The following is a 20,758-nucleotide window of genomic DNA, read 5'->3' as shown; positions in this document are numbered from 1 at the left end:
CACACGTGGTTAGGCTCCCCCGCGGGCGCGAGGAGACGGGGTGTGAACGGCATGCGACGACTGGGCATCGACGTCGGCGGGACCGGCGTGAAGGGCAACGTGGTCGAGACGGAGACGGGCGAGACCGTCGCCGAGCGGGTCCGGATCGAGACCCCGCACCCCGCCACCCCGGAGGCGGTCGCGGACACCGTCGCCGCGGTCGTCGAGGCGCACTCCTACGAGGGCCCGATCGGCATCACGCTGCCGTCGGTGATCAAGGACGGGATCGCCCACACCGCGGCGAACATCGACACGACGTGGCCGGGGACGGACGCGGTCCGGCTGTTCTCGGAGCGACTGGGCAGGCAACCGGTGTTCGTGCTCAACGACGCGGACGCCGCGGGGCTCGCGGAGGTGCGCTTCGGGGCGGGCGCGGGCCGCCGGGGCGTCGTCTGCGTGCTGACCTTCGGCACCGGGATCGGCTCGGCGGTCTTCCACGACGGGGTGCTGCTGCCCTCCACCGAGCTCGGCCACCTGGAGATCGACGGGCACGACGCGGAGAGCCGCGCGTCGTACTCCGCGAAGGAGCGCGGCGACCTGTCGTGGGAGAAGTGGTCCAAGCGCGTCTCGCGCTACCTGCAGGTCGTCGAGAACCTGATCTGGCCGGATCTGTTCATCCTCGGCGGCGGGGTGAGCAAGCGGGCGCACAAGTGGGTGCCGCTGCTCGACGCGCGCACCGAGATCGTCACGGCCCAGTTGCAGAATCAGGCCGGAATCGTGGGCGCCGCGATGGCCGCGGCCGAGGACACGAGCCCCTGACCTGGGCTTCTACTCCTCGGACCGCCCTCGGCGGCGTCCGCGCGGCCCGCCGCGCCGGGCCCGCACCTGTGAGGTCTCGGCGCCGGTCACCCGGCGTCGTTACAATGGTGTGCAGCCCGCGGCGGTCAACCGCCGGAGCCCCGGGGAAGGCCGCTCCCGACCACCCAGTGTCGTGATCGTCCACGTCCGGGGTCCGTCGATCCGGTACCGCCCGACGCCCCAGCAGTCGTTCGTCGCGAAAGGTCGTACGTGGCAGCCGCAGATTCCGCTTCCCGCCGTCGCGCCACCGCCACGGCGGAGCAGCCCTCCGGCCCGCTCGGGGTGGTGACCGAGGACGGCGTGGACGCCGAGACCGCTGCCCGCCCGAAGACCACCCGCGCGAAGACCGCGACGAAGACGGCGCCCGCCAAGGGCGCCGCGACGACGAAGGCGCCGGCGAAGAAGGCCCCCGCCAAGAAGGCCGCGCCCGCGAAGAAGGGCGCCGCGACCGAGGGTGCCGAGGGCGCCGCCGACGCCGAGGCCCCCGAGGGCGACCTCGAGGACGCCGCCCCCGCCGACGCCGACCTGACCGAGGAGGTCGAGGCGCTGGGCGCCGAGGTCGTCGTCGAGGAGGTCGAGACCGAGGAGCCCACGGAGGAGGACAAGAAGTCCGGCGACTTCGTCTGGGACGAGGAGGAGTCCGAGGCGCTGCGCCAGGCGCGCAAGGACGCCGAGCTCACCGCCTCCGCCGACTCGGTCCGCGCCTACCTCAAGCAGATCGGCAAGGTGGCGCTGCTCAACGCCGAGGAGGAGGTCGAGCTCGCCAAGCGGATCGAGGCCGGCCTCTACGCGGCGGAGCGGCTGCGCAAGGTCGCCGAGGCCCAGCAGGAGCTGCAGACGCAGATGCGTCGCGACCTGCGGTGGATCGTCCGCGACGGCGAGCGCGCCAAGTCCCACCTGCTCGAGGCGAACCTCCGCCTCGTCGTCTCGCTGGCCAAGCGCTACACCGGCCGCGGCATGGCGTTCCTGGACCTGATCCAGGAGGGCAACCTCGGTCTGATCCGTGCGGTCGAGAAGTTCGACTACACGAAGGGCTACAAGTTCTCCACGTACGCGACGTGGTGGATCCGCCAGGCCATCACCCGCGCCATGGCCGACCAGGCACGCACCATCCGCATCCCGGTGCACATGGTCGAGGTCATCAACAAGCTCGGCCGCATCCAGCGCGAGCTGCTCCAGGACCTGGGCCGCGAGCCCACCCCGGAGGAGCTCGCCAAGGAGATGGACATCACCCCGGACAAGGTGCTGGAGATCCAGCAGTACGCCCGGGAGCCCATCTCGCTGGACCAGACGATCGGCGACGAGGGCGACTCGCAGCTCGGTGACTTCATCGAGGACTCCGAGGCCGTGGTGGCCGTCGACGCGGTGTCGTTCACGCTGCTGCAGGACCAGCTGCAGTCCGTCCTCGCGACGCTCTCCGAGCGCGAGGCCGGCGTCGTCCGGCTGCGCTTCGGCCTCACCGACGGCCAGCCGCGCACCCTCGACGAGATCGGCCAGGTCTACGGCGTGACGCGCGAGCGCATCCGGCAGATCGAGTCGAAGACGATGTCGAAGCTGCGCCACCCGTCGCGCTCGCAGGTGCTGCGCGACTACCTGGACTAGGTCCTCCCCGACGACGGCCCGGTCACCTCGTGGTGGCCAGGCCGTCGGCGTCTGCACACGATGCGGACCGGCTTGATGCACTGATGCGTATGATGAGCTGATGCGGACGACGATCGATCTCCCCGAGGACCTGCACCGGTTCGCGATGTCGATCGCCCGCGACAGCGCCCGCACGCTGAGTGATGTCGTCGCGGAACTCATGCGACGCGGTATGGCGCCCGCAGGATCACACGGGGTGTCCCGCAGTGCGCTGACCGGACTCCCGGTGGTCCGCCTCGGGACGGTCGTCACCGTCGAGGACGTCCGCTCCCTCGAGGACGAGGAGTGACCGACGCGGTCCTGCTCGACGCCAATGTGCTCATCGCACTCGTCGTCGCCGACCACGTCCACCACGACGCCGCCGAACGGTGGCTGCAGGACTCCGGTGCGAGTTTCGCGACGTGCCCGATCACCGAGGGCACCCTGCTGCGACAACTGCTCCGTGGCCGGGTCGACGCATCCACCGCCGTCTCGCTGCTGCGGGCCGTTCACCAGGACCCGCGACACGAGTTCTGGAGCGACGACCTGACGTACCTCGACGTCCGTCTCGACGGGGTGCTCGGCCATCGACAGGTCACGGACGCGTACCTCGCGGCGCTGGCCCGTGCGCACGGGAGCACGGTGATCACCTTCGACGCGGGCCTCCGGACGGTGCACCCCGACGTCGCCCGCGCCATCGACGTCGGCTGAGCGCGCGCGCTTGCGGACCGACGTGATGATCCGTTGAGTGGTGGTGTGACGCCCACCCGGTCGACCGACCGTGGCCTCGTCCTCGCGCTCAGCGTCCTGTTCGTCCTGTTGTGGGCGTCCGGGTTCATCGCGGCCAAGCTCGCCACCCGCACCACGGACGTCCCGACGGTGCTGTTCTGGCGGTTCGTGATCGCGGCCGCCGTCACCGGGGCCGTGGCGGCCTGGCTGCGGCCGGCGATGCCCCGTGGCCGGGCCCTGGCGCACCTCGTCATGACCGCGGTGCTGCTGCAGGTCGGGGTGTTCTCGGCCGTGTTCACCGGGCTCTCGCGGGGCGTGCCCGCCGGGCTGACGAGCCTGATCGTCGGGCTCGCGCCGCTGCTCGTCGGGCTGCTCACGCCGCTGGTGCTGCGGACGCCCCTCGGCGTCGCCCCGGTGCTCGGGCTGCTCATCGGCGCGGTCGGGGTCTACGTCGTGGTGTCCGGTGACCTCACCGCCGGCGGGCCGGTCGGCCCGGTGCTGCTGCCCGTGCTGGGCATGGCGTTCCTGACGGCGGGCACGCTCTACCAGAAGCGGTTCAACGACGACACGCCCGTCGCCGCGAGCGTGACCGTCCAGATGGTGACGTCGATGGTCGTCCTCGCGGTGGCGATGCCGTTCCTCGACCCGCAGTGGCTGCCGACGGGGACCGGTGGCTGGCTGTCGGTGCTCTGGCTCGGCGTGGTCAACTCCGCCGGCACCTTCGCCGTGATGTTCGTGCTACTGCGCCGCCGCTCGACGGTGCACGTGTCCGCGCTGCTGAACCTCTCCCCCGCGACGACCGCGCTGCTGGCGGTCCCGTTCCTCTCCGAGGCGCTGACCGGACGGGCGGTGCTCGGGCTGGCGGTCGCCCTCGTCGGCATGTTCGTCGGGCTCGGGACGTGGCCGCGGCGTCGTCGAGCTCCCGACCGCGACGACGGGTCCCCGGTCGACGGGTCCCCGGTCGACGGGTCCCCCGTCCGGGCGAAGGGCCTCTCCGATCGATAGCGCCGTCGAAGGGCGCCCACGGCCGGCACGGACCGCCACTAGCGGTGGGCGCCCACGGCCCGTCTATCCGACCGAACGGGCCCTTCGCTCAACCGGCGCGACGGCGCGACCGGCTACCGTGGCGGGCGTGCCGATGGAGGAGCGGGTCCGCCCCGACGAGCGCCGCCGCTACGTGTTCCTGCTGTGGTTCAACGTGTCGCTGGGCGTGCTGTGGGCGGTGCTGCTGGTGCTGACCGGGCAGTGGTGGTTCGCCGGGCTGCTCGCGGCCTGCCTGGTGCTGGGCGGACTGTCCGCGTGGGCGCTGTCGGTGCTGAACCGTGAGGGCATCCGCTGACCCCGTCGACGACGGCCGAGCGCGCCGCGGCCGCCCTGGCCATCCCGCTGCAGGACGCGCTGCGCGCCCGCCCCGCCGACCCCGCGGCCCCGACCGCAGGGCTCGTGTTCCCGGTCGAGGGGCTCGCCATCAACCCCGGCGGGACGCTGCACGCGGGTGCACTCGGCGCGATCCTGGAGCTGCAGGGCTTCCTGACGCTGCTGCCGGAGCTGGCCGACGACGAGCACGCCGTCACCCACCACATCTCGACGCAGCTGTGCAGCCCCGGGCAGCGCGGCGAGGAGGTGCTGGTGACCGCCGTCCTTGAGCGGCGTACCCGCCGGCTCGGGTTCGTCACCGCGACGGCGATGGTGGGCGACCGGCTCGTCGCGCGCAGCCAGATCACGAAGTCCGTGATCGCCCTGGCTCAGGGCACGACGACGAACCCCTCCTCCGCCGCGGCCCCACGCAGCTGAGGGTCGAAGGCGGCGAACGTGCGGATGCGGTCGTCGGCCGTGGCGGCCGCACGGGCCGACGCGAGCTGCACGGCGTCGTAGGCCCGGAGCCCGCGGATGCCGCTCAGGGCCGCGGCGTCGTCCAGGACGGCCGGCGTGGGCTCGACGACCGCGAACCGCGACCCGGGACCCGCCAGGTCCGCCTCGAACTCGGCGACGAGCGCGGTCGCGCTCCCCGGACGGAGTCCGCCCCGGCGCTGCACACCCCAGATCGCGGCGACGACCTCGACGCGAGCGAGCCGGGAGATCACGATCCGGTCCAGCGCCCGGACCGGCTCGTGGCCGGGCTCGTCGAGGTAGAGCTTCACGACCGCCGACGTGTCGGCGAACGTGCTCATCCGCGCTGGTCGGAGACCACGTCGGACGCGAGCACCCCGGAGGCCGCGAACTCGCGCCGGGCGTCCGCGACGGCCACGGGGTCCGGCCGGGGGCGCGCAGGCCCGGTGTCGGCGAGGATCCCGGCCCGGGCCAGCCGCTCGCGGAGCGACGCCATCTCGTCGTCCGCCGTGTCCGGGTCGACGGCGGCCCGGAGGACGCGCGTCAGGTACTCGTTGAGGCTCCGCCCTTCCCGCGACGCGACGGCCCGGACCTGCTCGACGAGAGCATCCGAGGCCCGCCAGCTCACCTGCGCCATGCCTGCATGCTAGCAATCATGCAGGCACCCCCGGCTCCTGGAATGCTCGGAGCATGACCCAGCACCCCGACGCCGACGACATCCCCGGCCCCGACCCGGCCACGGTCCACGAGCGCTCCGTGGCGGTCATCCGCGCGATGGACGACGGGGACCTCCAGGCCGTCGGCGGGCTGCTCGGCGAGCTGGGCGGGCCGGAGGAGTTCGCCGCGCAGGTCGTGAGCCTCGCGAGCCTCGCGCGGCTGCTGCTCGACCAGGTGCCCCACACCCTCGACGACGACGAGGCCCGCGTGGCCGTCCTCGACGAGCTGGCCCGCGTGCTGGTGGCCGCGGAGACCCCGTAGGCGCGCCAGGATCAACTCGCCGCCACCCCGAGCCACACCAGCGCGGCGACCTTGAGCACCTCGAGCGCCACGTAGACCAGGTGCGCGTGGCTGCGCCCACCGGTGTCCTCCCCGGCCAGCACCCGGTCCGACCGGCGCGTGAGCACCGGCCGCACCGCTCCGAGCTGCACCACCAGCACGCCGACCGCGACCGCACCCGCCGTCCGGAACCCTCCGAGCACGAGACCGACCACCACTGCCGCGGCGAGGATGGCCTCGACGACGTTGAGCGCGCGGAAGACGATCCGGCCGATGCCGAGCCCGATCGGGACGGTCACGCCCGGGGCCCGGAACTTCAGCGGCGCCTCGAGGAACGAGATCGCCAGGACCATCCCGAGCCACACCCACGCCACCGCCGCGATCACGGACGACAGCCTGCCAGTGCGCACCGACCCGTCGTCGTGGGCGAAGATCGGGGGGTGAGCGCCGCAGACACCGTCATCCCCGGCAGCCCCGCCTACGCCGACGACGCCGCGCTCGCGCGGGAGCTGGCCGACGAGACCGGTCGGCTGCTGCTGGACCTGCGCGAGTCGGCCCCGCCCGGGCGCGACCGCGAGTACGCCGGCGACGAGCAGGCCCACGAGTTCCTCACCCGCGAGCTCGCCCGCCGCCGCCCGGACGACGCCGTGCTCTCCGAGGAGGGCTCGCTCGACCCGCGGTCCCGCCGGGGCGCGCACCGCCTCTGGATCGTCGACCCGCTCGACGGCTCCTCCGGCTTTGGGCGCGGCACGGACGAGTGGGGCGTGCACGTGGCGCTCGTCGTCGACGGCCGGCTCGCGGCGGGTGCGGTGGCCGTGCCCGGCGCGGACGCCCTGGTCGACTCCGGGACGGTCGACCCGGTGCCCGACGACCCGGTGGGCGACGAGCTGGCGGTCACCGTGAGCCGCTCGCGTCCTCCGCACGAGCTGCGCACGGTGGAGCGGGCGTTCCGGGTGCGGCTGGTCCGGCGGTCCGCGGCCGGGGTCAAGATGCTCGCGGTGCTGCGCGGCGAGGCCGACGTGTACCTGCACTCCGGCGGGCAGTACGAGTGGGACAACGCGGCGCCGATGGCGGTCGCGATGGCGGCCGGGCTGCTCGCGACCCGCATCGACGGTTCCCCGGTGCCCTACGGGCAGGACGACCCGTACTCCCCCGACCTGCTGATCGCCCGCCCGGCCGTGCACGCCGCCGTGCTGGCGGCGCTCAGTGCCGGCGGGCGTTGACCAGCTCCTCGAGCACCTCGACGACGTCCTCGGCCTCCGTGACGCGGTAGACGCGCTGCTCCGGGTCGGCGTCGGGATCGGACTCCTCGTCGACCAGGACGCCCAGGTCGGCGTCGGCGAGGCCGGTGAGCGAGTCCGGGTCGGCGTCGATGACGAGGGCGACCGCGTCGAGCTCCCGCCGAAGTGGTTCGACGTCGTCCGGCGCGATCATCCGCAGCCCGCCCTTGGCGCCCGACAGGAACATCAGCTCCGCGACCTCGTCGGCGGGCCGTCGTGAGATGACGGCCACGGTGGTCCCGGGCAGGGCGAGCAGGACGTTGAGCGCCTCCGAGGACTGCTGCAGCGCCCGGTCGTCGCCGAGCGGGGCGAGCGCGCCGTCGAACCCGCAGGCCACGAGCAGGGTCGGGGTCTCGCCGAGCGCGGCGACCTCACCGAGGAGTTCCTCCACGGGGACGGACACTGCCACCGCGCGATCACCGCGACCAAGATCCCCGGGCCCGCGTGCAGGGTCTGCCTCGGTCCGTGCGGGTAGACCGGGGGCATGACCTCTCTTCCTGACGACGGGTTGTGCCTGGGCGGCAACGTGTTCGGCTGGACCGCCGACGAGCCGACGTCGTTCGCCCTCCTCGACGCCTTCGTCGACGCCGGCGGCCGGATGATCGACACCGCCGACTCCTACATGGCACGCGCCGAGGGGAACTCCGGCGGCGAGTCCGAGACGGTGATCGGGAACTGGCTGGCGCGGACCGGGCGCCGTGACGACGTCGTGATCGCGACGAAGGTCGGCTCCTGGGAGCAGCGCAAGGGCCTGCGCCCGGAGAACATCCGGGCCGCCTGCGACGACTCGCTGCGGCGGCTGCAGACGGACCACATCGACCTGTACTACGCGCACCGCGACGACCCCGACACCCCGCAGGAGGACTACGTCGCCGCGTTCGACGAGCTCGTGCGGGCGGGGAAGGTGCGCGCGGTCGGTGCGTCGAACTTCGACGAGGACCGTCTGGCCTGCGCGCTCGAGCTCGCCGAGAAGCACGACCTGACCCCGTTCCGCGCGGTGCAGCCGCACTACAACCTCGTCGAGCGGGACTACGAGCGTGACCTTGCACCGTTGGTCGACCGCGAGGGCCTGGTCTGCTACCCGTACTTCGGGCTGGCCAAGGGCTTCCTGACCGGCAAGTACCGGCCCGGGCAGGACACCGTGGACTCGGGTGCGTCGTCCGGCGCGATGGCGAGCGCCCGCGCCGAGGGCGCCCGCGCGTACCTCGACGACCACGGCGTGGCGGTGCTGGGCGTGCTGGACGAGATCGCGGCCGACCACGACGTCCCGGTCGCGGCGGTGTCGCTGGCGTGGCTCGCGGCGCAGCCGACCGTCGGCGCACCGATCGCCTCGGGGCGCACGGTCGAACAGCTGCAGGAGATCCTGCCGGCCGTCTCGCTGCGGCTCACCGACGAGGAGCTGCGGCGCCTCTCGGACGTCTGAGCCGCGCGAGCAGCGCGCGGTGGTCGCTGCCGGGGACGTCGAGCACGTCGACGGACTCGACGCCCACGGCGGCGGACACGAGGACGTGGTCGATCGCGACTCCCAGCCGACGGGGCCGTCCGGCCGGCCACGTGCCGACCCGGGCGCGGCCCACCTCGGCGGCGGCCGAGCGCGCGTGGCGCAGGACGGGCTGCAGGGCACGGTGATCCAGGGTGGAGTTCAAATCACCGACGACGACGGTGGGCCGCGGGTCGGCGACGAGCCCGGCGAGCCGCGCGAGCTCCCGGCGCCACTCGTGGGTGCGGCGCGGCAGCAGGACGGCGGGGTGCACCGCGAGGACCCGTGTGTCGCCGAGCCCGCCGCCCGCCACCTCGATCCAGCCCGAGGCCGTGTCCCGGGTGACCGCCCGCACCGTGACGTCGCAGAGCCGGGGGGCGACGAGGAGGGACGTGCACGCGTGGTCGCCGGCGCCCGCGGCCTCGACCTCGGCGCGTCCCGGCGCGCAGGACCACCCCCGATATCCGAGGTCGGCGACCTCGGCGGTGAGTGCGTGACGGAACCGGTCACCGGACTCCAGCAGGACCACCACGTCCGGCCGCTCCCGCCGCACCAGGTCCCCGAGAGCGACCGGATCCGCCCGGCCGATCCACACGTTGGCGCCGAGCACGCTCACGGGCTCACCGTCGGTCGTCCCCTCCCCGATTCGGGCCCGGTGCCGCACCGCCGACAGCCCCGCGGCGGCCGCCGCGACGAGGCCCGTCCCCGCGCCGACGGCCCGCCACGGGCCCGGGCGGACCGCCGCGCCGGCCGCGAGGACGCCAGCGCCGAGGGCGAGCCGACGCCGGAACGCCGTGACGATCGGCCACGGCGCCGTCCGGTCGAGCCCGACCACCTCGGGGAGCAGGACGACGGTGGCGGCCAACGCGCCCGCCGCGGCGCGGCCTCCGGGGACTCCCACGCCTCGATGATCGCCGACGCGCCGTCGTGTCGGCGCGAGGGACGGGCGCCCCGTCGGGTGATCAGTAGCGCCAGCGCCAGGCGCCGAGGACCTCCTCGGTCTCCTTCTCCCCCGCCCACGCCGCGTCCGCCCGACGCACGGCCAGGAAGGCCCCGAGGAGCTCCTCGCCGAGCACGCCGGTGATGCGCGGGTTCGCGACGAGGGCCTCCTCCTGCTCGGCCTGCGTGGCCGGCAGCTTCTCGATCCCCGCGGCGGCCCGCTGCTTCTTCTTCCACGTACCGGGGTCCTCGCCGACCGGGGCCGGCGGGACGAGGTTCTCCTCGACCCCGGCCACGCCCGCCGTCAGGAGGGCCGCGAGGGCCAGGTAGGGGTTGGCCGAGGCGTCGGAGACCTTGAGCTCGAGGTTCGCGTGGTCCTCGCCGAGCAGCGCCGAGCCGGGGACGTAGCGCAGCGGGGCCTCCCGGTTCTCCACGCCCCAGAAGCCGGAGAACGCGCCCGCGAAGAACCCGGGGCGCTGCCGGGCGAGCGACCCGAGCGACGGTGCGGTGAGGGCGGCGAGGGCGGGCAGGTCGCGCAGCACCCCGGCGACGTACCCGGCGCCGGCGGTGCCACGCGGGCCGTCGACGGTGCCGGCGAGCAGGTTGTCCCCGCCCCGCCACAGCGAGGAGTGCACGTGCCAGCCGTTGCCGGCGCCGTTCAGGGTGGGCAGCGGGGCGAAGGACACGCGCAGGCCGTGGGCCTCGGCGGCGGCGAGGACCGTCTGGCGGGCGAGCAGCTGCTGGTCGGCGGCGGTCACCGGGTCGGTCGCGGCGAGCGAGAGCTCCACCTGCGCCGGGCCGTACTCGGCGTGGATCTGGCCCAGGCGCAGCCCGTTCGCGTCGGCGTCGCGCATCACCGCGGCGACGAAGTCGTCGATCGGGAGCAGCGCGTGCGGGCTGTAGGCCGGACCGGCGTGCGCGGCGAGGAGCTCGGTGTCCTCCGGGTCGGACGCCTGCTCGAAGACGCCGAACTCCATCTCGTAGCCGACGAGGGCGGTGTAGCCGTCGGCGGCGAGCCGGTCGACCACGCGCTGCAGCACCGAGCGCTGGTCGAACGCCCACGGCGAGCCGTCGGCGGCGACCAGCCGCCCGGGCGCCCACGCGAAGGCGGGCTGACCGGCGAGCCGGGTGATGCGGTCGAGCTGCGGCACCAGCCGGACGTCGCCGGACGGCGTCTCCATCCCCGTCGAGCCGAAGGCGATCGCGTCGTTGGTGTCGAACACCGCGAACAGGTGGGTCACCCCGACCCCGCTCACGGCGACCTGCGGCAGCGCCGGCACCGGGACGGTGCGCGAGCGCGGGATGCCGTTGTTGTCCGCCCACGCGATCGTCAGCCCGACGACCCCGTCGGCGGCCAGCGCGGCGGCGAGCTCCCGGCCGCGCTCGCGCAACTCCTCGGACATGCGTCCCACCCTCTCCCTCGCCCCGTCGGCGCAGGTCAGGCTAGTCAGCCCGTCGGAGCCGACTCGAGCGACGGGGCCCTTCGCTCGATCTACCGGCCCGTGGGCGCCCCTCGCCGACTCGAGGCTCGATGGGCGAGGGGCGCCCTTCGGCGATCTATCCGACCGAAGGGGCCCTTCGCTCAACCGGGCGGGTCAGCAGCCGGCGACTCCCGGCGCAGCGCCACCCCGACGACGACGGCCGCGATCCCGACCGCCTCCAGCGGCGCCGGGATCTGGGCGAGGCCGACGAGGCCGACCACCGTCGCGGTCAGCGGCAGCAGCGCGAGCAGCAGCGCGAACCGCGCCCGGCCGACGCGGCGCAGCACGACCTGGTCGAGCACGTAGGGCACCACCGACGACAGCACGCCGAGCGCCAGGGCCGACCCCAGCAGCAGCGGCTCGCCCGCGATCGGCGCCGCCGTGAGCGCCAGCGGGGAGAGCACCACGGTCGCGACGGCGAACCCGATCGCGAGCCCGTCGATGCCCTCCCCCGTCGAGCCCGCGCCGCGCGAGACCCGGGCGCCCAGCACGATGTACGCCGCCCACAGCAGTGCCGCGAGCAGGGCGAACACCACGCCGGCGGGCGAGCCCTCCAGCCGGACGTCGGCGATCAGCCCCACGCCGAGCACGACGAGCGCGAGGGCCGCCCAGTCCCGCCGGCCGCGCGAGCCGAGCGCCGCGACCAGCACGGGGCCGGCGAACTCGATCGCCACCGCCGTCCCCAGGGGCAGCCGGGCGATCGCCTCGTAGAAGACGATGTTCATCCCCGCCGTGACGATCCCGAAGGCCCCCGCGAGCAGCACCCGCCGGCGGGTCCAGCGGCTCCGCCCGGGCCGGGCGCGGGCCGCCGCCAGCCGCCACACCCCGAGCACCACCGCCGCCCCGGCGAGGCGCAGCCACGCCACGCCCGCGGGTGACACGCGCTCGAACAGGCCGACCGCCAGGGCCGCGCCGACGTACATCGACGCCCCGCCGAGCACGAAGAGTAACGGGGCCGGGAGACCGCTCGTCGTCGAAGATCGACTCACCATCGTGTGGTCCGGTCCCTTCCCCGATAACAACGGTCGCAATCCGTCGATGAGCGGTACGTGACCGAGGACAAAGCACCGCGTGAACACGAGCGGTCGTCGCCCCGGTCTGACACAGTGGAGGAGCCCCGGTCACTCGGCCGGAGCCTGCGGGGCCGGCCTCGACGCCGGCGCCCGAACGGAGGGAGATGACGATGCCCGGAACCCTGACCCGGCCAGAACTCACCGCCTTGGACCGATGCGACCGCTGCGGGGCAGCGGCGCGGGTTCGCGCCGTCCTGCCCTCCGGCGGGGAGCTCCTCTTCTGCGGGCACCACGCCCGTGCCCACGAGGCGAAGATGAAGGAGCTCTCGATCGACCTGCAGGCCGGGGAGACCGTCTGACACCGCACTGACCTGCGGCGACGCCGATCGCCGCCGCAGCGCTCGACCTGACGGCGGGCGGGGACCACCACGGACCCCGCCCGCCGTCGTCGTCTCCGGGTCCGTCCGGCGCGCCGAACCCGCGATCGCGACGACGAGGGACCGGCGCCGCGCCCGATACGCCGGGCGGGCGGCCGTGACGCGCACGGTCGGGTGGTCCGGGAGATCACCCGCGGTGTCGGCGCATCCCGAGCAGCGCGGGCGCTCCCCCGACGCCGACGACGACGCTGTGTGACGCTCCGGTGTCCCTCGTGTCGGGCACGTCTCGCGACGAGATCGACACGGCCCGGAACCGTCCCGGCACGGTGTGATGTCGGACACAGCCCGGACGGTCCGGGGCCGGACGGACGTCAGCGTGGCTGGGAGCGCCACGACCGCAGCGTCGAGATCCGCTCCTCGATCTGCTCCGCGGTCGCGACCGGCGTGGCCGGCCCCCCGCAGGCCTTGCGCAGGTCGCCGTGGATCACGCCGTGCGGGGCTCCGGTCCGGTGGTGGTGCGCCGCCACGAGCGTGTTCAACTCGCGGCGGAGCTCCTTGAGCTTCTCCGCCGCGGACGGCTTCAGGCGGGCCGGCGGTGGGGCGACCGGGGCCGGGTCGGCCGCCGCCTGCGCGGCCTGCCCGTCCAGCTGCTCGCTCTGCCGCCGGCGGAGCAACGCCCGGACCTGGTCCGGGTCGAGGAGCCCGGGCAGCCCGAGGTAGTCCTGCTCCTCCTCGGAGCCGGCGCCGGTCGCGGTGCCGAACGAGGCGCCGTCGTAGATCAGCTGGTCGAGCTCGGCCTCCGCGGACAGGGCCTCGAACGCCTTCTCCTGCTCGCCCGGCTCGTCCTCGGTGCGGTTGGCCGCCTCGAGCAGCTCGTCGTCGAGACCCTCCTTCGGCCGGTGCGGCTCGCCGAGGACGTGGTCGCGCTGCAGCTCCAGTTCGCTGGCCAGCCCCAGCAGCGTCGGGACGCTGGGCAGGAAGACCGAGGCCGTCTCGCCGCTGCGCCGCGACCGGACGAACCGGCCGACGGCCTGGGCGAAGAACAGCGGGGTCGACGCGCTGGTGGCGTAGACCCCGACCGCGAGCCGGGGCACGTCGACGCCCTCGGAGACCATGCGCACCGCCACCAGCCAGCGGTCGTTCGTCGCCGAGAACGCGGCGATCCGGCCGGAGGCCTTCGGGTCGTCGGAGAGGACCACCACCGGCTCCTCCCCGGACAGCCGCCCGAGGATCTTCGCGTAGGCCTTCGCGGTGGTGTGGTCCGTGGCGATGACGAGGCCGCCGGCATCGGGCATGCCGCCCTGGCGCAGCTGGGACAGGCGGGTGTCCGCGGCCTGCAGGACGGCGGGCATCCAGTCGCCCTTGGGGTCGAGCGCGGTCTTCCAGGCCCGGGAGGTCTGCTCGGCCGTCAGCGGCTCGCCGAGGCGCGCGGTCATCTCCTCGCCGGCGCTGGTGCGCCACGACGCCTGCCCGGAGTAGGCCAGGAACACCACCGGACGGACGACGCCGTCGGCCAGCGCGTCCGCGTAGCCGTAGGAGTGGTCGGCCCGGGAGCGCATCGCCCCCGCCGAGTCGGGCTCGTAGGTGATGAACGGGATCGGGCTGTCGTCGGAGCGGAACGGGGTCCCGGTCAGCGCGAGCCGTCGGGTGGCGCCGCCGAACGCCTCACGGGTCGCCTCGCCCCAGCTCTTCGCGTCGCCGGCGTGGTGGATCTCGTCGAAGATCACCAGCGTGCGCCGCGACTCGGTGCGGTTCATGTGCAGCATCGGGTGCGCCGCGACCTGGGCGTACGTGACCGCGACGCCGTGGAAGTCCGCCGACAGCTTCCCGACGGCGTTGGAGTACTCCGGGTCGATCGCGATGCCCGCGCGCGTCGCGGCGCCCGCCCACTGGTGCTTGAGGTGCTCGGTGGGGCAGACGATCGTGACCGTGTCGACCGTGCGGTCGCCCAGGAGTTCCGCCGCGACCCGCAGCGCGAAGGTCGTCTTGCCCGCGCCCGGCGTCGCGACCGCCAGGAAGTCCTTCGGACGGTCCGCGAGATAGCGGGTGAGCGCCCGCCGCTGCCACTGCCGCAGGGGTGGGGTCGAGGGTGTCTCCGTCGAACCGGTGCGGCCGGGCGCGCGCGTGGTCAAGAACCCTCCGGGGAGCGGGTGGGCAGGGCGGGGCGGGCGGACCCGCTACTCGTCGTCCCCGCCGCGCGGCAGCTTCTCGAAGATCTCCTTGCAGGCCGGGCAGACCGGGGAGCCGGGCTTCGGCGAGCGCGTGACCGGGAAGGTCTCCCCGCAGAGCGCCACGACCATGGACCCCATGACCGCGCTCTCGGCCACCTTGTCCTTGCGGACGTAGTGGAACATCTTCGGGTCGTCGTCGTTCGTCCGATCCGTGGCGTCGGGACGGACGTCGGGGAGGACCGCGGTCTGGCTCATGACCCCATTTTGCCTCAGGGGCCCGACGGCGTCAGCCGTCGGTCCCGGTCCGCGGCGGGGCGTGGTCGGGCCCGTCCTGGCGCGACTGCCGGGGGCCGTCCGTCCGCGTCGACCGCGCGTCCAGCGCCTCGGCGGCCTCGATGATGCGCGCCTCGCTGACCTCGGGGAGGGCCCGCCGGTCCGGCCGGTACCGGTTGACCTTCTGCGACTTCTTCGGCGGCCGGTCGTTCGCGATCAGCACCGCGATCCACGGCAGCGGGACCGACAGCACGATGAAGGCGACCGCCACCCAGGGCCAGTTTAGGCCGATCCCGAAGATCCCCGCCAGCACGAGGCACGGGATGCGGAACGCCATGATCAGCGAGTACCGCTTCTTGCGCGCGGCGAACTCGTCCTCGAACGAGACGGCGGCCTCGGTGATGAGGACCGGATCGTCGTCGTTCTTGTGGCCTGGTCGCTTCACGCGCACCGCCCTCTCCTCCACGCCACTGTCCCACCTCGGGTCCCCGATGGCATGGCGGGCAATCATCCGGACCAGGGCCGCACCACCTCGTCCGCCCACGCCGCCAGGAGCGGCTCGTCGTGGCTGACCGTCAGCACGCCCAGCCCCCGGTCGACCTCGGCGGAGATCACCGACACGAGCGCGGCCGTCGTGGACGCGTCCAGCATGGCCGTCATCTCGTCGCAGAGCAGGTAGTCGGGCTCCGCGGCGAGGGCCCGGGCCAGGCACGCGCGCTGCAGCTGCCCGTCGGAGACCTCGTGCGGCCGCCGCGTGCGCAGCTCGGCGGTGAGGCCGACCCGGTCGCACAGCTCGGCCGCCCGGGCGTCGAGGACCGCCCGGTCGCGCTCCCCCGCCGCGCGCAGCGGTTCGGTGAGCAGGTCGCTGAGGGTCAGCCGCGGGTCGGCGGAGGCCCGGGGCTGCTGGAACACGACCCCGACCCGGCGGCGCAGCGCCGCCGGCGCCCGGTAGCGCATCTGCCGCACCTCGGTGCCGTCGACCGAGACCGACCCGCGCCACGGCGTGTGCAGCAGGGCCAGCACCCGCACGAGCGTCGACTTCCCGCAGCCGCTCGGGCCGGCGACGCCCAGCACCCGGCCGGGCTCGACGGCCACGTCCAGCTGGTCCACCACGGCCTGCCCCCGCCGCCATCCCCCGACGAGCCCGCTGCCGACGAGGCTCATGCGGGCACCGCCGGGTGACAGGCGACGGCGCGCTCGCCGTGGTGGACCAGGGTCGGGTCGTCGGTGCAGGACGGACGCCCGCAGCGCGGCCGGAAGGGACATCCCGACGGCAGGTCGGACAGCTCCGGCGGGTGCCCCGGCACGGGGACGAAGCCCTCGTCGGGGAGGGCACCCAGGAGCCCCGCGGTGTACGGGTGCCACGGCCGCGCGAACACCTCGTCCGCCGGACCGGACTCGACGATCCGGCTGGCGTACATGACGGCGAGGTCCACCGGCCCGGACGCCGCGATCCGGCGCACGGCCCGCAGGTCGTGGGTGATCAGCAGGACCGCCTTCCCGGCGCGGGCGAGCTCGGCGAGCAGGTCGGTGGTGCGGTCGACGAGCGGGCGGTCCAGGCCGGCCGTCGGCTCGTCGGCGAGCACGACCTCGGGGTCCCCGGCGAGGGCCGCCGCGAGGCCCGCCCGCTGCGCGGTGCCGCCGGAGAGCTCGTGCGGGTACAGGTCCAGGGCCGCCGCCGGCAGCCCGGCGCGCTCGGCGAGCACCTCGGCGGACTCCGGCCCGTCGAGCATCCGGACCGCCTCGCGCAGCTGCGCGCCGACGGTGCGCGTCGGGGTCAGGAACGTGCCCGCGGACTGCCCGACCAGCCCGATCCGCCGTCCGCGGACCTCGTCGCGCAGCACCGCCTCGGGGGCGGTGAGCAGGTCGAGGCCGTCGGGGTGCAGCGTCGCCCGGCCCCGGGTCTCCGCGTTGCCCGGCAGCAGCCCGGTGAGCGCCTCGGTGAGCACCGACTTCCCGCAGCCCGACTCGCCGACCAGCGCGAGCAGCCGGCCGTGGTGCAGCGTCAGGGCCACGTCGCTCGCCGCACGCACCAGCCGTGGCGGCCGGCCCCGCGACCCGCGCAGCCGGAACCGCACGTCCAGCCCGGTGACCTCCAGGGCGGCGCTCACAGCGCCAGCTCCGACCGGCGGCGCGGCCGGGTGCGGTCGCGCCACCAGGCCGCGATCCCGGCGACCGCCAGGGTCGTCGCCGCGAGCAGCGCCGACGGGAACACCACGATCCACCAGCTGCCGAGCAGCACCGCCTGCCGTCCTTCCGCGAGGATGTTGCCCAGGCTCGCCAGGTGCGGCGGCAGCCCGAGGCCGAGGAACGAGAGCGCGGTCTCGTGCCACACCGCGTGCGGCAGGATCAGCACGCTGGAGAGCACCGCGGGCGGGACGACCGCGGGCAGCAGGTGCCGGCCCAGCACCCGCCGTCGGGACGCGCCTCCGCTGATCGCGGCGTCGACGAACGGGCGCGACCGCAGCGACAGCACCTCCGAACGGACCACCCGGGCCACCGTCGTCCAGTGCGTCAGCCCGATCGAGGCGATCACGGCGAGGACGCTGCCGTGGTAGAGCGCCACGATGACGATGCCGAGCAGCAGGTGCGGCACCGCGTTCACGCCGTCGACCGCGCGCATGAGGATCCGGTCCGGCCAGCCGCCGAGCAGCCCCGACAGCGCGCCGTAGAGCGTGCCGATGACGGTGGAGATCACCGCGCACGACGCGGCCACGGTGAGCGACACCCCGAGCCCCGCGAACGAGCGCAGGAACAGGTCCCGGCCCACGGCGTCGGTGCCGAACGGGTGGGCGAGCGACGGCGGCTGCCGGACCGCGGTGTAGTCCACCGCGCCCTGGTCCAGGCCGCCGAGCCACGGGATCAGCACGGCCCCGAGCACCAGGACGACCAGGCCGACGAGCCCGGCGACCAGGCGGCCCCGGCCGGTCCACGAGGCCCGAGCGCGCAGCGTCCCCGGCCGCCGGCGACCGGCCGGGCGCCACGGCTCCTCGTTCCCGACGGCGGGTCGGGCCTCCCGGGCCGTCAGCTCAGCCATCGGCGGTCACCCTCGGGTCGAGCACGAGCACCGCGACGTCGGCCAGCAGGGCGCCGAGCAGCACGGCGGCGGTGGTGAGCAGGGTCAGCGCCGCGAGCAGCGGGAAGTCGACCGACAGGGCCGCCGTCACGACGGCCGCCGCGATGCCGGGCCAGGAGAACACGGTCTCGACGAGCACCGCGCCGGTGACCACCTCGGGCAGCCGGTTCCCCAGCACTGTCACGAACGGCAGCAGGGCGGTCGGCAGGGCGTGCCGCAGCACCACCGTCCGCTCGGGCAGGCCGCGGGCCCGCGCCCCGGTCACGTGGTCCTCGTCGAGCGCGCCGAGCAGCGACGAGCGCACGTGCAGCACCAGCCACGGCATCTGCGAGATGCCGAGCACGACCGCGGGCAGGACCACGTGCCGGGCGACCTGGTCGACGGTGGGGGCGGCCCCGGCGTCGGTGAGCCCGGCGACCGGCAGTACCGGCCACGCGACCGCGAACACCGCGATCGCCCCGAGCGCGAGGACGAACGGCGGCAGGCCCTCGAGCGTGTGCCCGACCGCGGTCACCGCGCGGTCGACCCACCCGCCCTGCCGCCACGCGGCCACGACCCCGGCGACCAGGGAGAGCACGACGCTGACCGCGAGCCCGACGGTCACCAGCAGCAGCGTCCACGGCAGCCGCTGGGCGATCACGGTCCCGACCGGCTGGCGGAACGAGAGGCTCTGCCCGAGATCGCCGGAGAGCAGCCCGCCCGCCCAGCGGCCGAGCTGGGTCCACACGGAGTCGTTCAGCCCGAGCTGCTGCCGCGCGTTCTCGACGGCGGCGTCGCCCGCCGAGAACACGCCGACCCCGAAGTACTGGTAGATCGGGTCGAACGGGGACCACGCGGCGAGCAGGAACACCCCGGTGGCGACGACGGCCACCACGGGCACCGCCACCCCGAGGCGCCAGGCCACGAGGATGCCGATCTCGCGGTCCCGCCGGCGGGACGGCGCTTCCAGCGCGGTGGTCACGTGCGCGGCGTCCAGCGCTCGACGTTCCACCACGGGCCCCACGTGGTGCCGTGGGTGTGCGGCTCGACGACGGGCTCGTAGCCGTCGAAGCGGTCGCGGGTGAGGTAGCTGTGGCCGAGGAAGGTCAGGAACACCATGCCCGGGTCAGCGGCGTAGGCGGTCTGGAAGCGGCGCAGCTCCGCGGCCCGGGTGGCGCGGTCCGGGGCGGCGAGGGCCGCGTCCAGCGCCTGGTCGACCGCGGCGTTGCGGTAGGAGCCCGGGTTGTTGTAGCCGTCCGCCGCGTTCGCCGAGGACAGCAGCTGCCAGGACTTGAACGCCGTGTCGAACGGGTTGCCGCCGCCGAGGACGACCGCGTCGGTGCCGAGCCGCGGGTCGATCGCGTCCCAGCCCAGGCCCTCGAGCCGCACGTCCACCCCGACGGCGCGGGCGTCGGAGGCGAACGCCTGCGCGAGGTCGCGACGGACGGTGTCGTCGGCGCCGTACATCAGGGTGAAGCTCGCGGGCAGCCCGGCGCGGGCCCGGAGGCCGTCCGGGCCGCGGACCCACCCGGCGGCATCCAGGATCGCGTTCGCCTGTGCCACGTCGAACGGGAACTGCGCGGCCGGCTCGACCTCCTCGGGCAGCACCTCCGGGATCGGGGTGCTGGCCGGCCGGCCCTGGCCCGCGAGCAGCGCGTCGATCATGCCCTGGCGGTTGACCGCACGGTTGAGGGCCTGACGGATCGCCGGGTCGGCGGTGACGGGGTTGCCGAACGGCATCGTGATCGTCCGGTAGTCCGCGCTGGCGTGCTCCCGCAGGACCATGCCCTGCGCCTGGCCCGCGATCCCCTTCGCCAGGGCGGGCGGCAGGACGGTGCCGTCGAACTCCCCCGCCGCGACGCGCTGGGCCCGGGTGTTGTCGTCGGTCGCGAAGACGACGGTGATCTTCCGGACGGCGGGTGCGCCGCCGAAGTACGTCGGGTTCGCCTCGAGCACCATCGACGAGCCCTGCCGCCACTCGACCATCCGGTACGGGCCGGTGCCGACCGGCTTCGTGCCCAGCGGCATGTCCGACGCCGGGCCGGGCACCGCCACCGCCTCGGCCGGGGCGATCGGGAGCGTGAGCCGCCCGGGGAAGAGCAGGAACGGCCGGGTGAGGTCGAACCGCACCGTCGCCGGGTCCACCGCCACCACGTCGCGCACCATCGAGAACCCGGAGGCGACCGTCGCGGCCTTCGCCGGGTCGAGCACGGCCTTGTACGTCGCCACGACGTCGGTGGCGTCGAAGGCGGTGCCGTCGTGGAAGGTCACGCCCTGGCGCAGCGGCACGGTCCAGGACAGCCCGTCCGGCGCGGCGACCGGGGCGCTCGCGGCCAGGGCGGGCTGGGGTTGCCGCTGGGCGTCCAGCGCGGTCAGGCCGTCGTAGATCTTCGACGCGCCCTCCTCGCCGTAGCCCATGAGCGGGTTGAAGTCGTCGGGCTCGTAGCCGTCGGCGAGGACCATGGCCGCCGGGTCGGCGGCGGCGGGGCCGGTCGTCGGGGCGGAGCAGGCGCCCACCAGCAGGGCGAGGGCCGCGGCGGCGGCGAGCGGGACGAAACGGGCGGCGATCACGAGCGGGGACGCTAATCGCCATCGAATCGCAAGAACAAGGTCTAGCTTTCACCCAGTGATGGGCTGTAGAGACACGACGACCCCCGGAGGCACGAGGCCGTCCGGG

General features: G+C 74.6%; 26 protein-coding genes. 11 read left to right on the top strand and 15 right to left on the bottom strand.

The genetic code is table 11. The features are described 5' to 3' along the window. Positions 1-51: 51 nt before the first annotated feature. From ppgK to WCD74_RS10070, 7 genes are all read left to right on the top strand, one after another. Positions 52-798, top strand: coding sequence for a polyphosphate--glucose phosphotransferase (gene ppgK, locus WCD74_RS10100; protein WP_337694788.1), 747 nt, complete (start codon positions 52-54; stop codon positions 796-798). A gap of 249 nt (positions 799-1,047) precedes the next feature. Then, positions 1,048-2,439, top strand: coding sequence for an RNA polymerase sigma factor (locus WCD74_RS10095; RefSeq protein ID WP_337694714.1), 1,392 nt, complete (start codon positions 1,048-1,050; stop codon positions 2,437-2,439). A gap of 100 nt (positions 2,440-2,539) precedes the next feature. Continuing rightward, positions 2,540-2,767, top strand: a complete 228-nt coding sequence (locus WCD74_RS10090) for an antitoxin (protein ID WP_337694713.1) — start codon at positions 2,540-2,542, stop codon at positions 2,765-2,767. Further along, positions 2,764-3,168, top strand: coding sequence for a TA system VapC family ribonuclease toxin (locus tag WCD74_RS10085; protein WP_337694712.1), 405 nt, complete (start codon positions 2,764-2,766; stop codon positions 3,166-3,168). The genes WCD74_RS10090 and WCD74_RS10085 overlap by 4 nt, the downstream gene beginning before the upstream one ends. A 45-nt stretch (positions 3,169-3,213) precedes the next feature. Then, positions 3,214-4,191, top strand: a complete 978-nt coding sequence (locus WCD74_RS10080) for a DMT family transporter (protein WP_337694711.1) — start codon at positions 3,214-3,216, stop codon at positions 4,189-4,191. 127 nt (positions 4,192-4,318) lie between these two features. After that, positions 4,319-4,525, top strand: a complete 207-nt coding sequence (locus tag WCD74_RS10075; protein WP_337694710.1) for a hypothetical protein — start codon at positions 4,319-4,321, stop codon at positions 4,523-4,525. Positions 4,526-4,629: 104 nt separating this feature from the next. Then, on the top strand, positions 4,630-4,980 hold the full coding sequence (locus WCD74_RS10070) for a PaaI family thioesterase (protein ID WP_337694709.1): 351 nt from the start codon (positions 4,630-4,632) through the stop codon (positions 4,978-4,980). Here WCD74_RS10070 and WCD74_RS10065 read toward each other — a convergent pair. Both WCD74_RS10065 and WCD74_RS10060 read right to left on the bottom strand, forming a co-directional pair. Continuing rightward, positions 4,932-5,357 (bottom strand): type II toxin-antitoxin system VapC family toxin, encoded by a 426-nt coding sequence (locus WCD74_RS10065; RefSeq protein ID WP_337694708.1) that lies wholly within the window; start codon positions 5,355-5,357, stop codon positions 4,932-4,934. The two genes, WCD74_RS10070 and WCD74_RS10065, sit on opposite strands and share 49 nt — an antisense overlap. Then, the gene (locus WCD74_RS10060; protein WP_337694707.1) at positions 5,354-5,653 is read right to left on the bottom strand and encodes a transcriptional regulator; all 300 of its coding nucleotides are present in this window, start codon (positions 5,651-5,653) and stop codon (positions 5,354-5,356) included. Before WCD74_RS10060 ends, WCD74_RS10065 begins: the two co-directional genes overlap by 4 nt. Positions 5,654-5,706: 53 nt before the next feature. On the opposite strand from WCD74_RS10060, the gene WCD74_RS10055 reads away from it, so the two are divergent. After that, positions 5,707-5,994, top strand: coding sequence for a hypothetical protein (locus WCD74_RS10055; RefSeq protein ID WP_337694706.1), 288 nt, complete (start codon positions 5,707-5,709; stop codon positions 5,992-5,994). Positions 5,995-6,005: 11 nt separating this feature from the next. On the opposite strand, the gene WCD74_RS10050 is transcribed toward WCD74_RS10055, so the two are convergent. Beyond that, positions 6,006-6,407 carry a hypothetical protein gene (locus WCD74_RS10050; RefSeq protein WP_373696055.1) on the bottom strand — a complete coding sequence of 134 codons (402 nt, stop codon included), beginning with the start codon at positions 6,405-6,407 and terminating at the stop codon, positions 6,006-6,008. 45 nt (positions 6,408-6,452) lie between these two features. Between WCD74_RS10050 and WCD74_RS10045 the strand changes: the two genes are divergently transcribed. Beyond that, positions 6,453-7,235 (top strand): inositol monophosphatase family protein, encoded by a 783-nt coding sequence (locus WCD74_RS10045; RefSeq protein WP_337694705.1) that lies wholly within the window; start codon positions 6,453-6,455, stop codon positions 7,233-7,235. Here the strand turns inward: WCD74_RS10045 and WCD74_RS10040 are convergent. Then, complete coding sequence (locus WCD74_RS10040) at positions 7,216-7,701, bottom strand: HAD family hydrolase (protein ID WP_337694704.1); 486 nt, start codon at positions 7,699-7,701, stop codon at positions 7,216-7,218. The genes WCD74_RS10045 and WCD74_RS10040 overlap by 20 nt on opposite strands. 75 nt (positions 7,702-7,776) lie before the next feature. Between WCD74_RS10040 and WCD74_RS10035 the strand changes: the two genes are divergently transcribed. Next, on the top strand, positions 7,777-8,715 hold the full coding sequence (locus tag WCD74_RS10035; RefSeq protein WP_337694703.1) for an aldo/keto reductase: 939 nt from the start codon (positions 7,777-7,779) through the stop codon (positions 8,713-8,715). Here the strand turns inward: WCD74_RS10035 and WCD74_RS10030 are convergent. The 3 genes from WCD74_RS10030 to WCD74_RS10020 all read right to left on the bottom strand — a co-directional run bounded on the left by WCD74_RS10030 (position 8,678) and on the right by WCD74_RS10020 (position 12,184). Next, positions 8,678-9,673, bottom strand: coding sequence for an endonuclease/exonuclease/phosphatase family protein (locus tag WCD74_RS10030; RefSeq protein ID WP_337694702.1), 996 nt, complete (start codon positions 9,671-9,673; stop codon positions 8,678-8,680). The two genes, WCD74_RS10035 and WCD74_RS10030, sit on opposite strands and share 38 nt — an antisense overlap. Before the next feature lie 61 nt (positions 9,674-9,734). Then, positions 9,735-11,114, bottom strand: a complete 1,380-nt coding sequence (locus WCD74_RS10025) for a type I glutamate--ammonia ligase (RefSeq protein ID WP_337694701.1) — start codon at positions 11,112-11,114, stop codon at positions 9,735-9,737. A gap of 179 nt (positions 11,115-11,293) precedes the next feature. Then, positions 11,294-12,184, bottom strand: a complete 891-nt coding sequence (locus WCD74_RS10020; protein WP_337694700.1) for an EamA family transporter — start codon at positions 12,182-12,184, stop codon at positions 11,294-11,296. A gap of 185 nt (positions 12,185-12,369) precedes the next feature. Here WCD74_RS10020 and WCD74_RS10015 point away from each other — a divergent pair, with 185 nt between their 5' ends. After that, complete coding sequence (locus tag WCD74_RS10015) at positions 12,370-12,564, top strand: DUF7455 domain-containing protein (protein ID WP_337694699.1); 195 nt, start codon at positions 12,370-12,372, stop codon at positions 12,562-12,564. Between the two features lie 389 nt (positions 12,565-12,953). Here WCD74_RS10015 and WCD74_RS10010 read toward each other — a convergent pair whose 3' ends face one another. The 8 genes from WCD74_RS10010 to WCD74_RS09975 all read right to left on the bottom strand — a co-directional run bounded on the left by WCD74_RS10010 (position 12,954) and on the right by WCD74_RS09975 (position 20,652). After that, positions 12,954-14,714 (bottom strand): DEAD/DEAH box helicase, encoded by a 1,761-nt coding sequence (locus WCD74_RS10010; RefSeq protein WP_337694698.1) that lies wholly within the window; start codon positions 14,712-14,714, stop codon positions 12,954-12,956. A 45-nt stretch (positions 14,715-14,759) separates the two neighbouring features. Continuing rightward, positions 14,760-15,008 carry a DUF3039 domain-containing protein gene (locus WCD74_RS10005; RefSeq protein WP_337694697.1) on the bottom strand — a complete coding sequence of 83 codons (249 nt, stop codon included), beginning with the start codon at positions 15,006-15,008 and terminating at the stop codon, positions 14,760-14,762. 31 nt (positions 15,009-15,039) lie between these two features. Further along, entirely contained in the window at positions 15,040-15,471 is a 432-nt protein-coding gene (locus WCD74_RS10000) for a DUF3099 domain-containing protein (RefSeq protein ID WP_337694696.1), read from the bottom strand. Between the two features lie 62 nt (positions 15,472-15,533). Continuing rightward, the gene (locus tag WCD74_RS09995) at positions 15,534-16,190 is read right to left on the bottom strand and encodes an ABC transporter ATP-binding protein (RefSeq protein WP_337694695.1); all 657 of its coding nucleotides are present in this window, start codon (positions 16,188-16,190) and stop codon (positions 15,534-15,536) included. After that, positions 16,187-17,137, bottom strand: a complete 951-nt coding sequence (locus WCD74_RS09990) for an ABC transporter ATP-binding protein (protein WP_337694694.1) — start codon at positions 17,135-17,137, stop codon at positions 16,187-16,189. Before WCD74_RS09990 ends, WCD74_RS09995 begins: the two co-directional genes overlap by 4 nt. Then, entirely contained in the window at positions 17,134-18,063 is a 930-nt protein-coding gene (locus tag WCD74_RS09985; protein ID WP_337694693.1) for an ABC transporter permease, read from the bottom strand. Before WCD74_RS09985 ends, WCD74_RS09990 begins: the two co-directional genes overlap by 4 nt. Then, positions 18,056-19,096, bottom strand: a complete 1,041-nt coding sequence (locus WCD74_RS09980; RefSeq protein WP_337694692.1) for an ABC transporter permease — start codon at positions 19,094-19,096, stop codon at positions 18,056-18,058. Before WCD74_RS09980 ends, WCD74_RS09985 begins: the two co-directional genes overlap by 8 nt. After that, the gene (locus WCD74_RS09975; RefSeq protein WP_337694691.1) at positions 19,060-20,652 is read right to left on the bottom strand and encodes an ABC transporter substrate-binding protein; all 1,593 of its coding nucleotides are present in this window, start codon (positions 20,650-20,652) and stop codon (positions 19,060-19,062) included. Before WCD74_RS09975 ends, WCD74_RS09980 begins: the two co-directional genes overlap by 37 nt. Positions 20,653-20,758 lie beyond the last annotated feature (106 nt).

Source organism: Actinomycetospora aurantiaca, assembly GCF_037401875.1.
Classification (GTDB): Bacteria; Actinomycetota; Actinomycetes; order Mycobacteriales; family Pseudonocardiaceae; genus Actinomycetospora; species Actinomycetospora aurantiaca.
This window is presented reverse-complemented; position numbering and strand designations above follow the sequence as displayed.

Coding starts and splice junctions, on each gene's coding strand:
- WCD74_RS09995 (WP_337694695.1), bottom strand. CDS start 16,190: ATGAGCCTCGTCGGCAGCGGGCTCGTCGGGGGATGGCGGCGGGGGCAG.
- WCD74_RS10035 (WP_337694703.1), top strand. CDS start 7,777: ATGACCTCTCTTCCTGACGACGGGTTGTGCCTGGGCGGCAACGTGTTC.
- ppgK (WP_337694788.1), top strand. CDS start 52: ATGCGACGACTGGGCATCGACGTCGGCGGGACCGGCGTGAAGGGCAAC.
- WCD74_RS10060 (WP_337694707.1), bottom strand. CDS start 5,653: ATGGCGCAGGTGAGCTGGCGGGCCTCGGATGCTCTCGTCGAGCAGGTC.
- WCD74_RS09985 (WP_337694693.1), bottom strand. CDS start 18,063: ATGGCTGAGCTGACGGCCCGGGAGGCCCGACCCGCCGTCGGGAACGAG.
- WCD74_RS10065 (WP_337694708.1), bottom strand. CDS start 5,357: ATGAGCACGTTCGCCGACACGTCGGCGGTCGTGAAGCTCTACCTCGAC.
- WCD74_RS10025 (WP_337694701.1), bottom strand. CDS start 11,114: ATGTCCGAGGAGTTGCGCGAGCGCGGCCGGGAGCTCGCCGCCGCGCTG.
- WCD74_RS10005 (WP_337694697.1), bottom strand. CDS start 15,008: ATGAGCCAGACCGCGGTCCTCCCCGACGTCCGTCCCGACGCCACGGAT.
- WCD74_RS10015 (WP_337694699.1), top strand. CDS start 12,370: ATGACGATGCCCGGAACCCTGACCCGGCCAGAACTCACCGCCTTGGAC.
- WCD74_RS10090 (WP_337694713.1), top strand. CDS start 2,540: ATGCGGACGACGATCGATCTCCCCGAGGACCTGCACCGGTTCGCGATG.
- WCD74_RS10020 (WP_337694700.1), bottom strand. CDS start 12,184: ATGGTGAGTCGATCTTCGACGACGAGCGGTCTCCCGGCCCCGTTACTC.
- WCD74_RS10055 (WP_337694706.1), top strand. CDS start 5,707: ATGACCCAGCACCCCGACGCCGACGACATCCCCGGCCCCGACCCGGCC.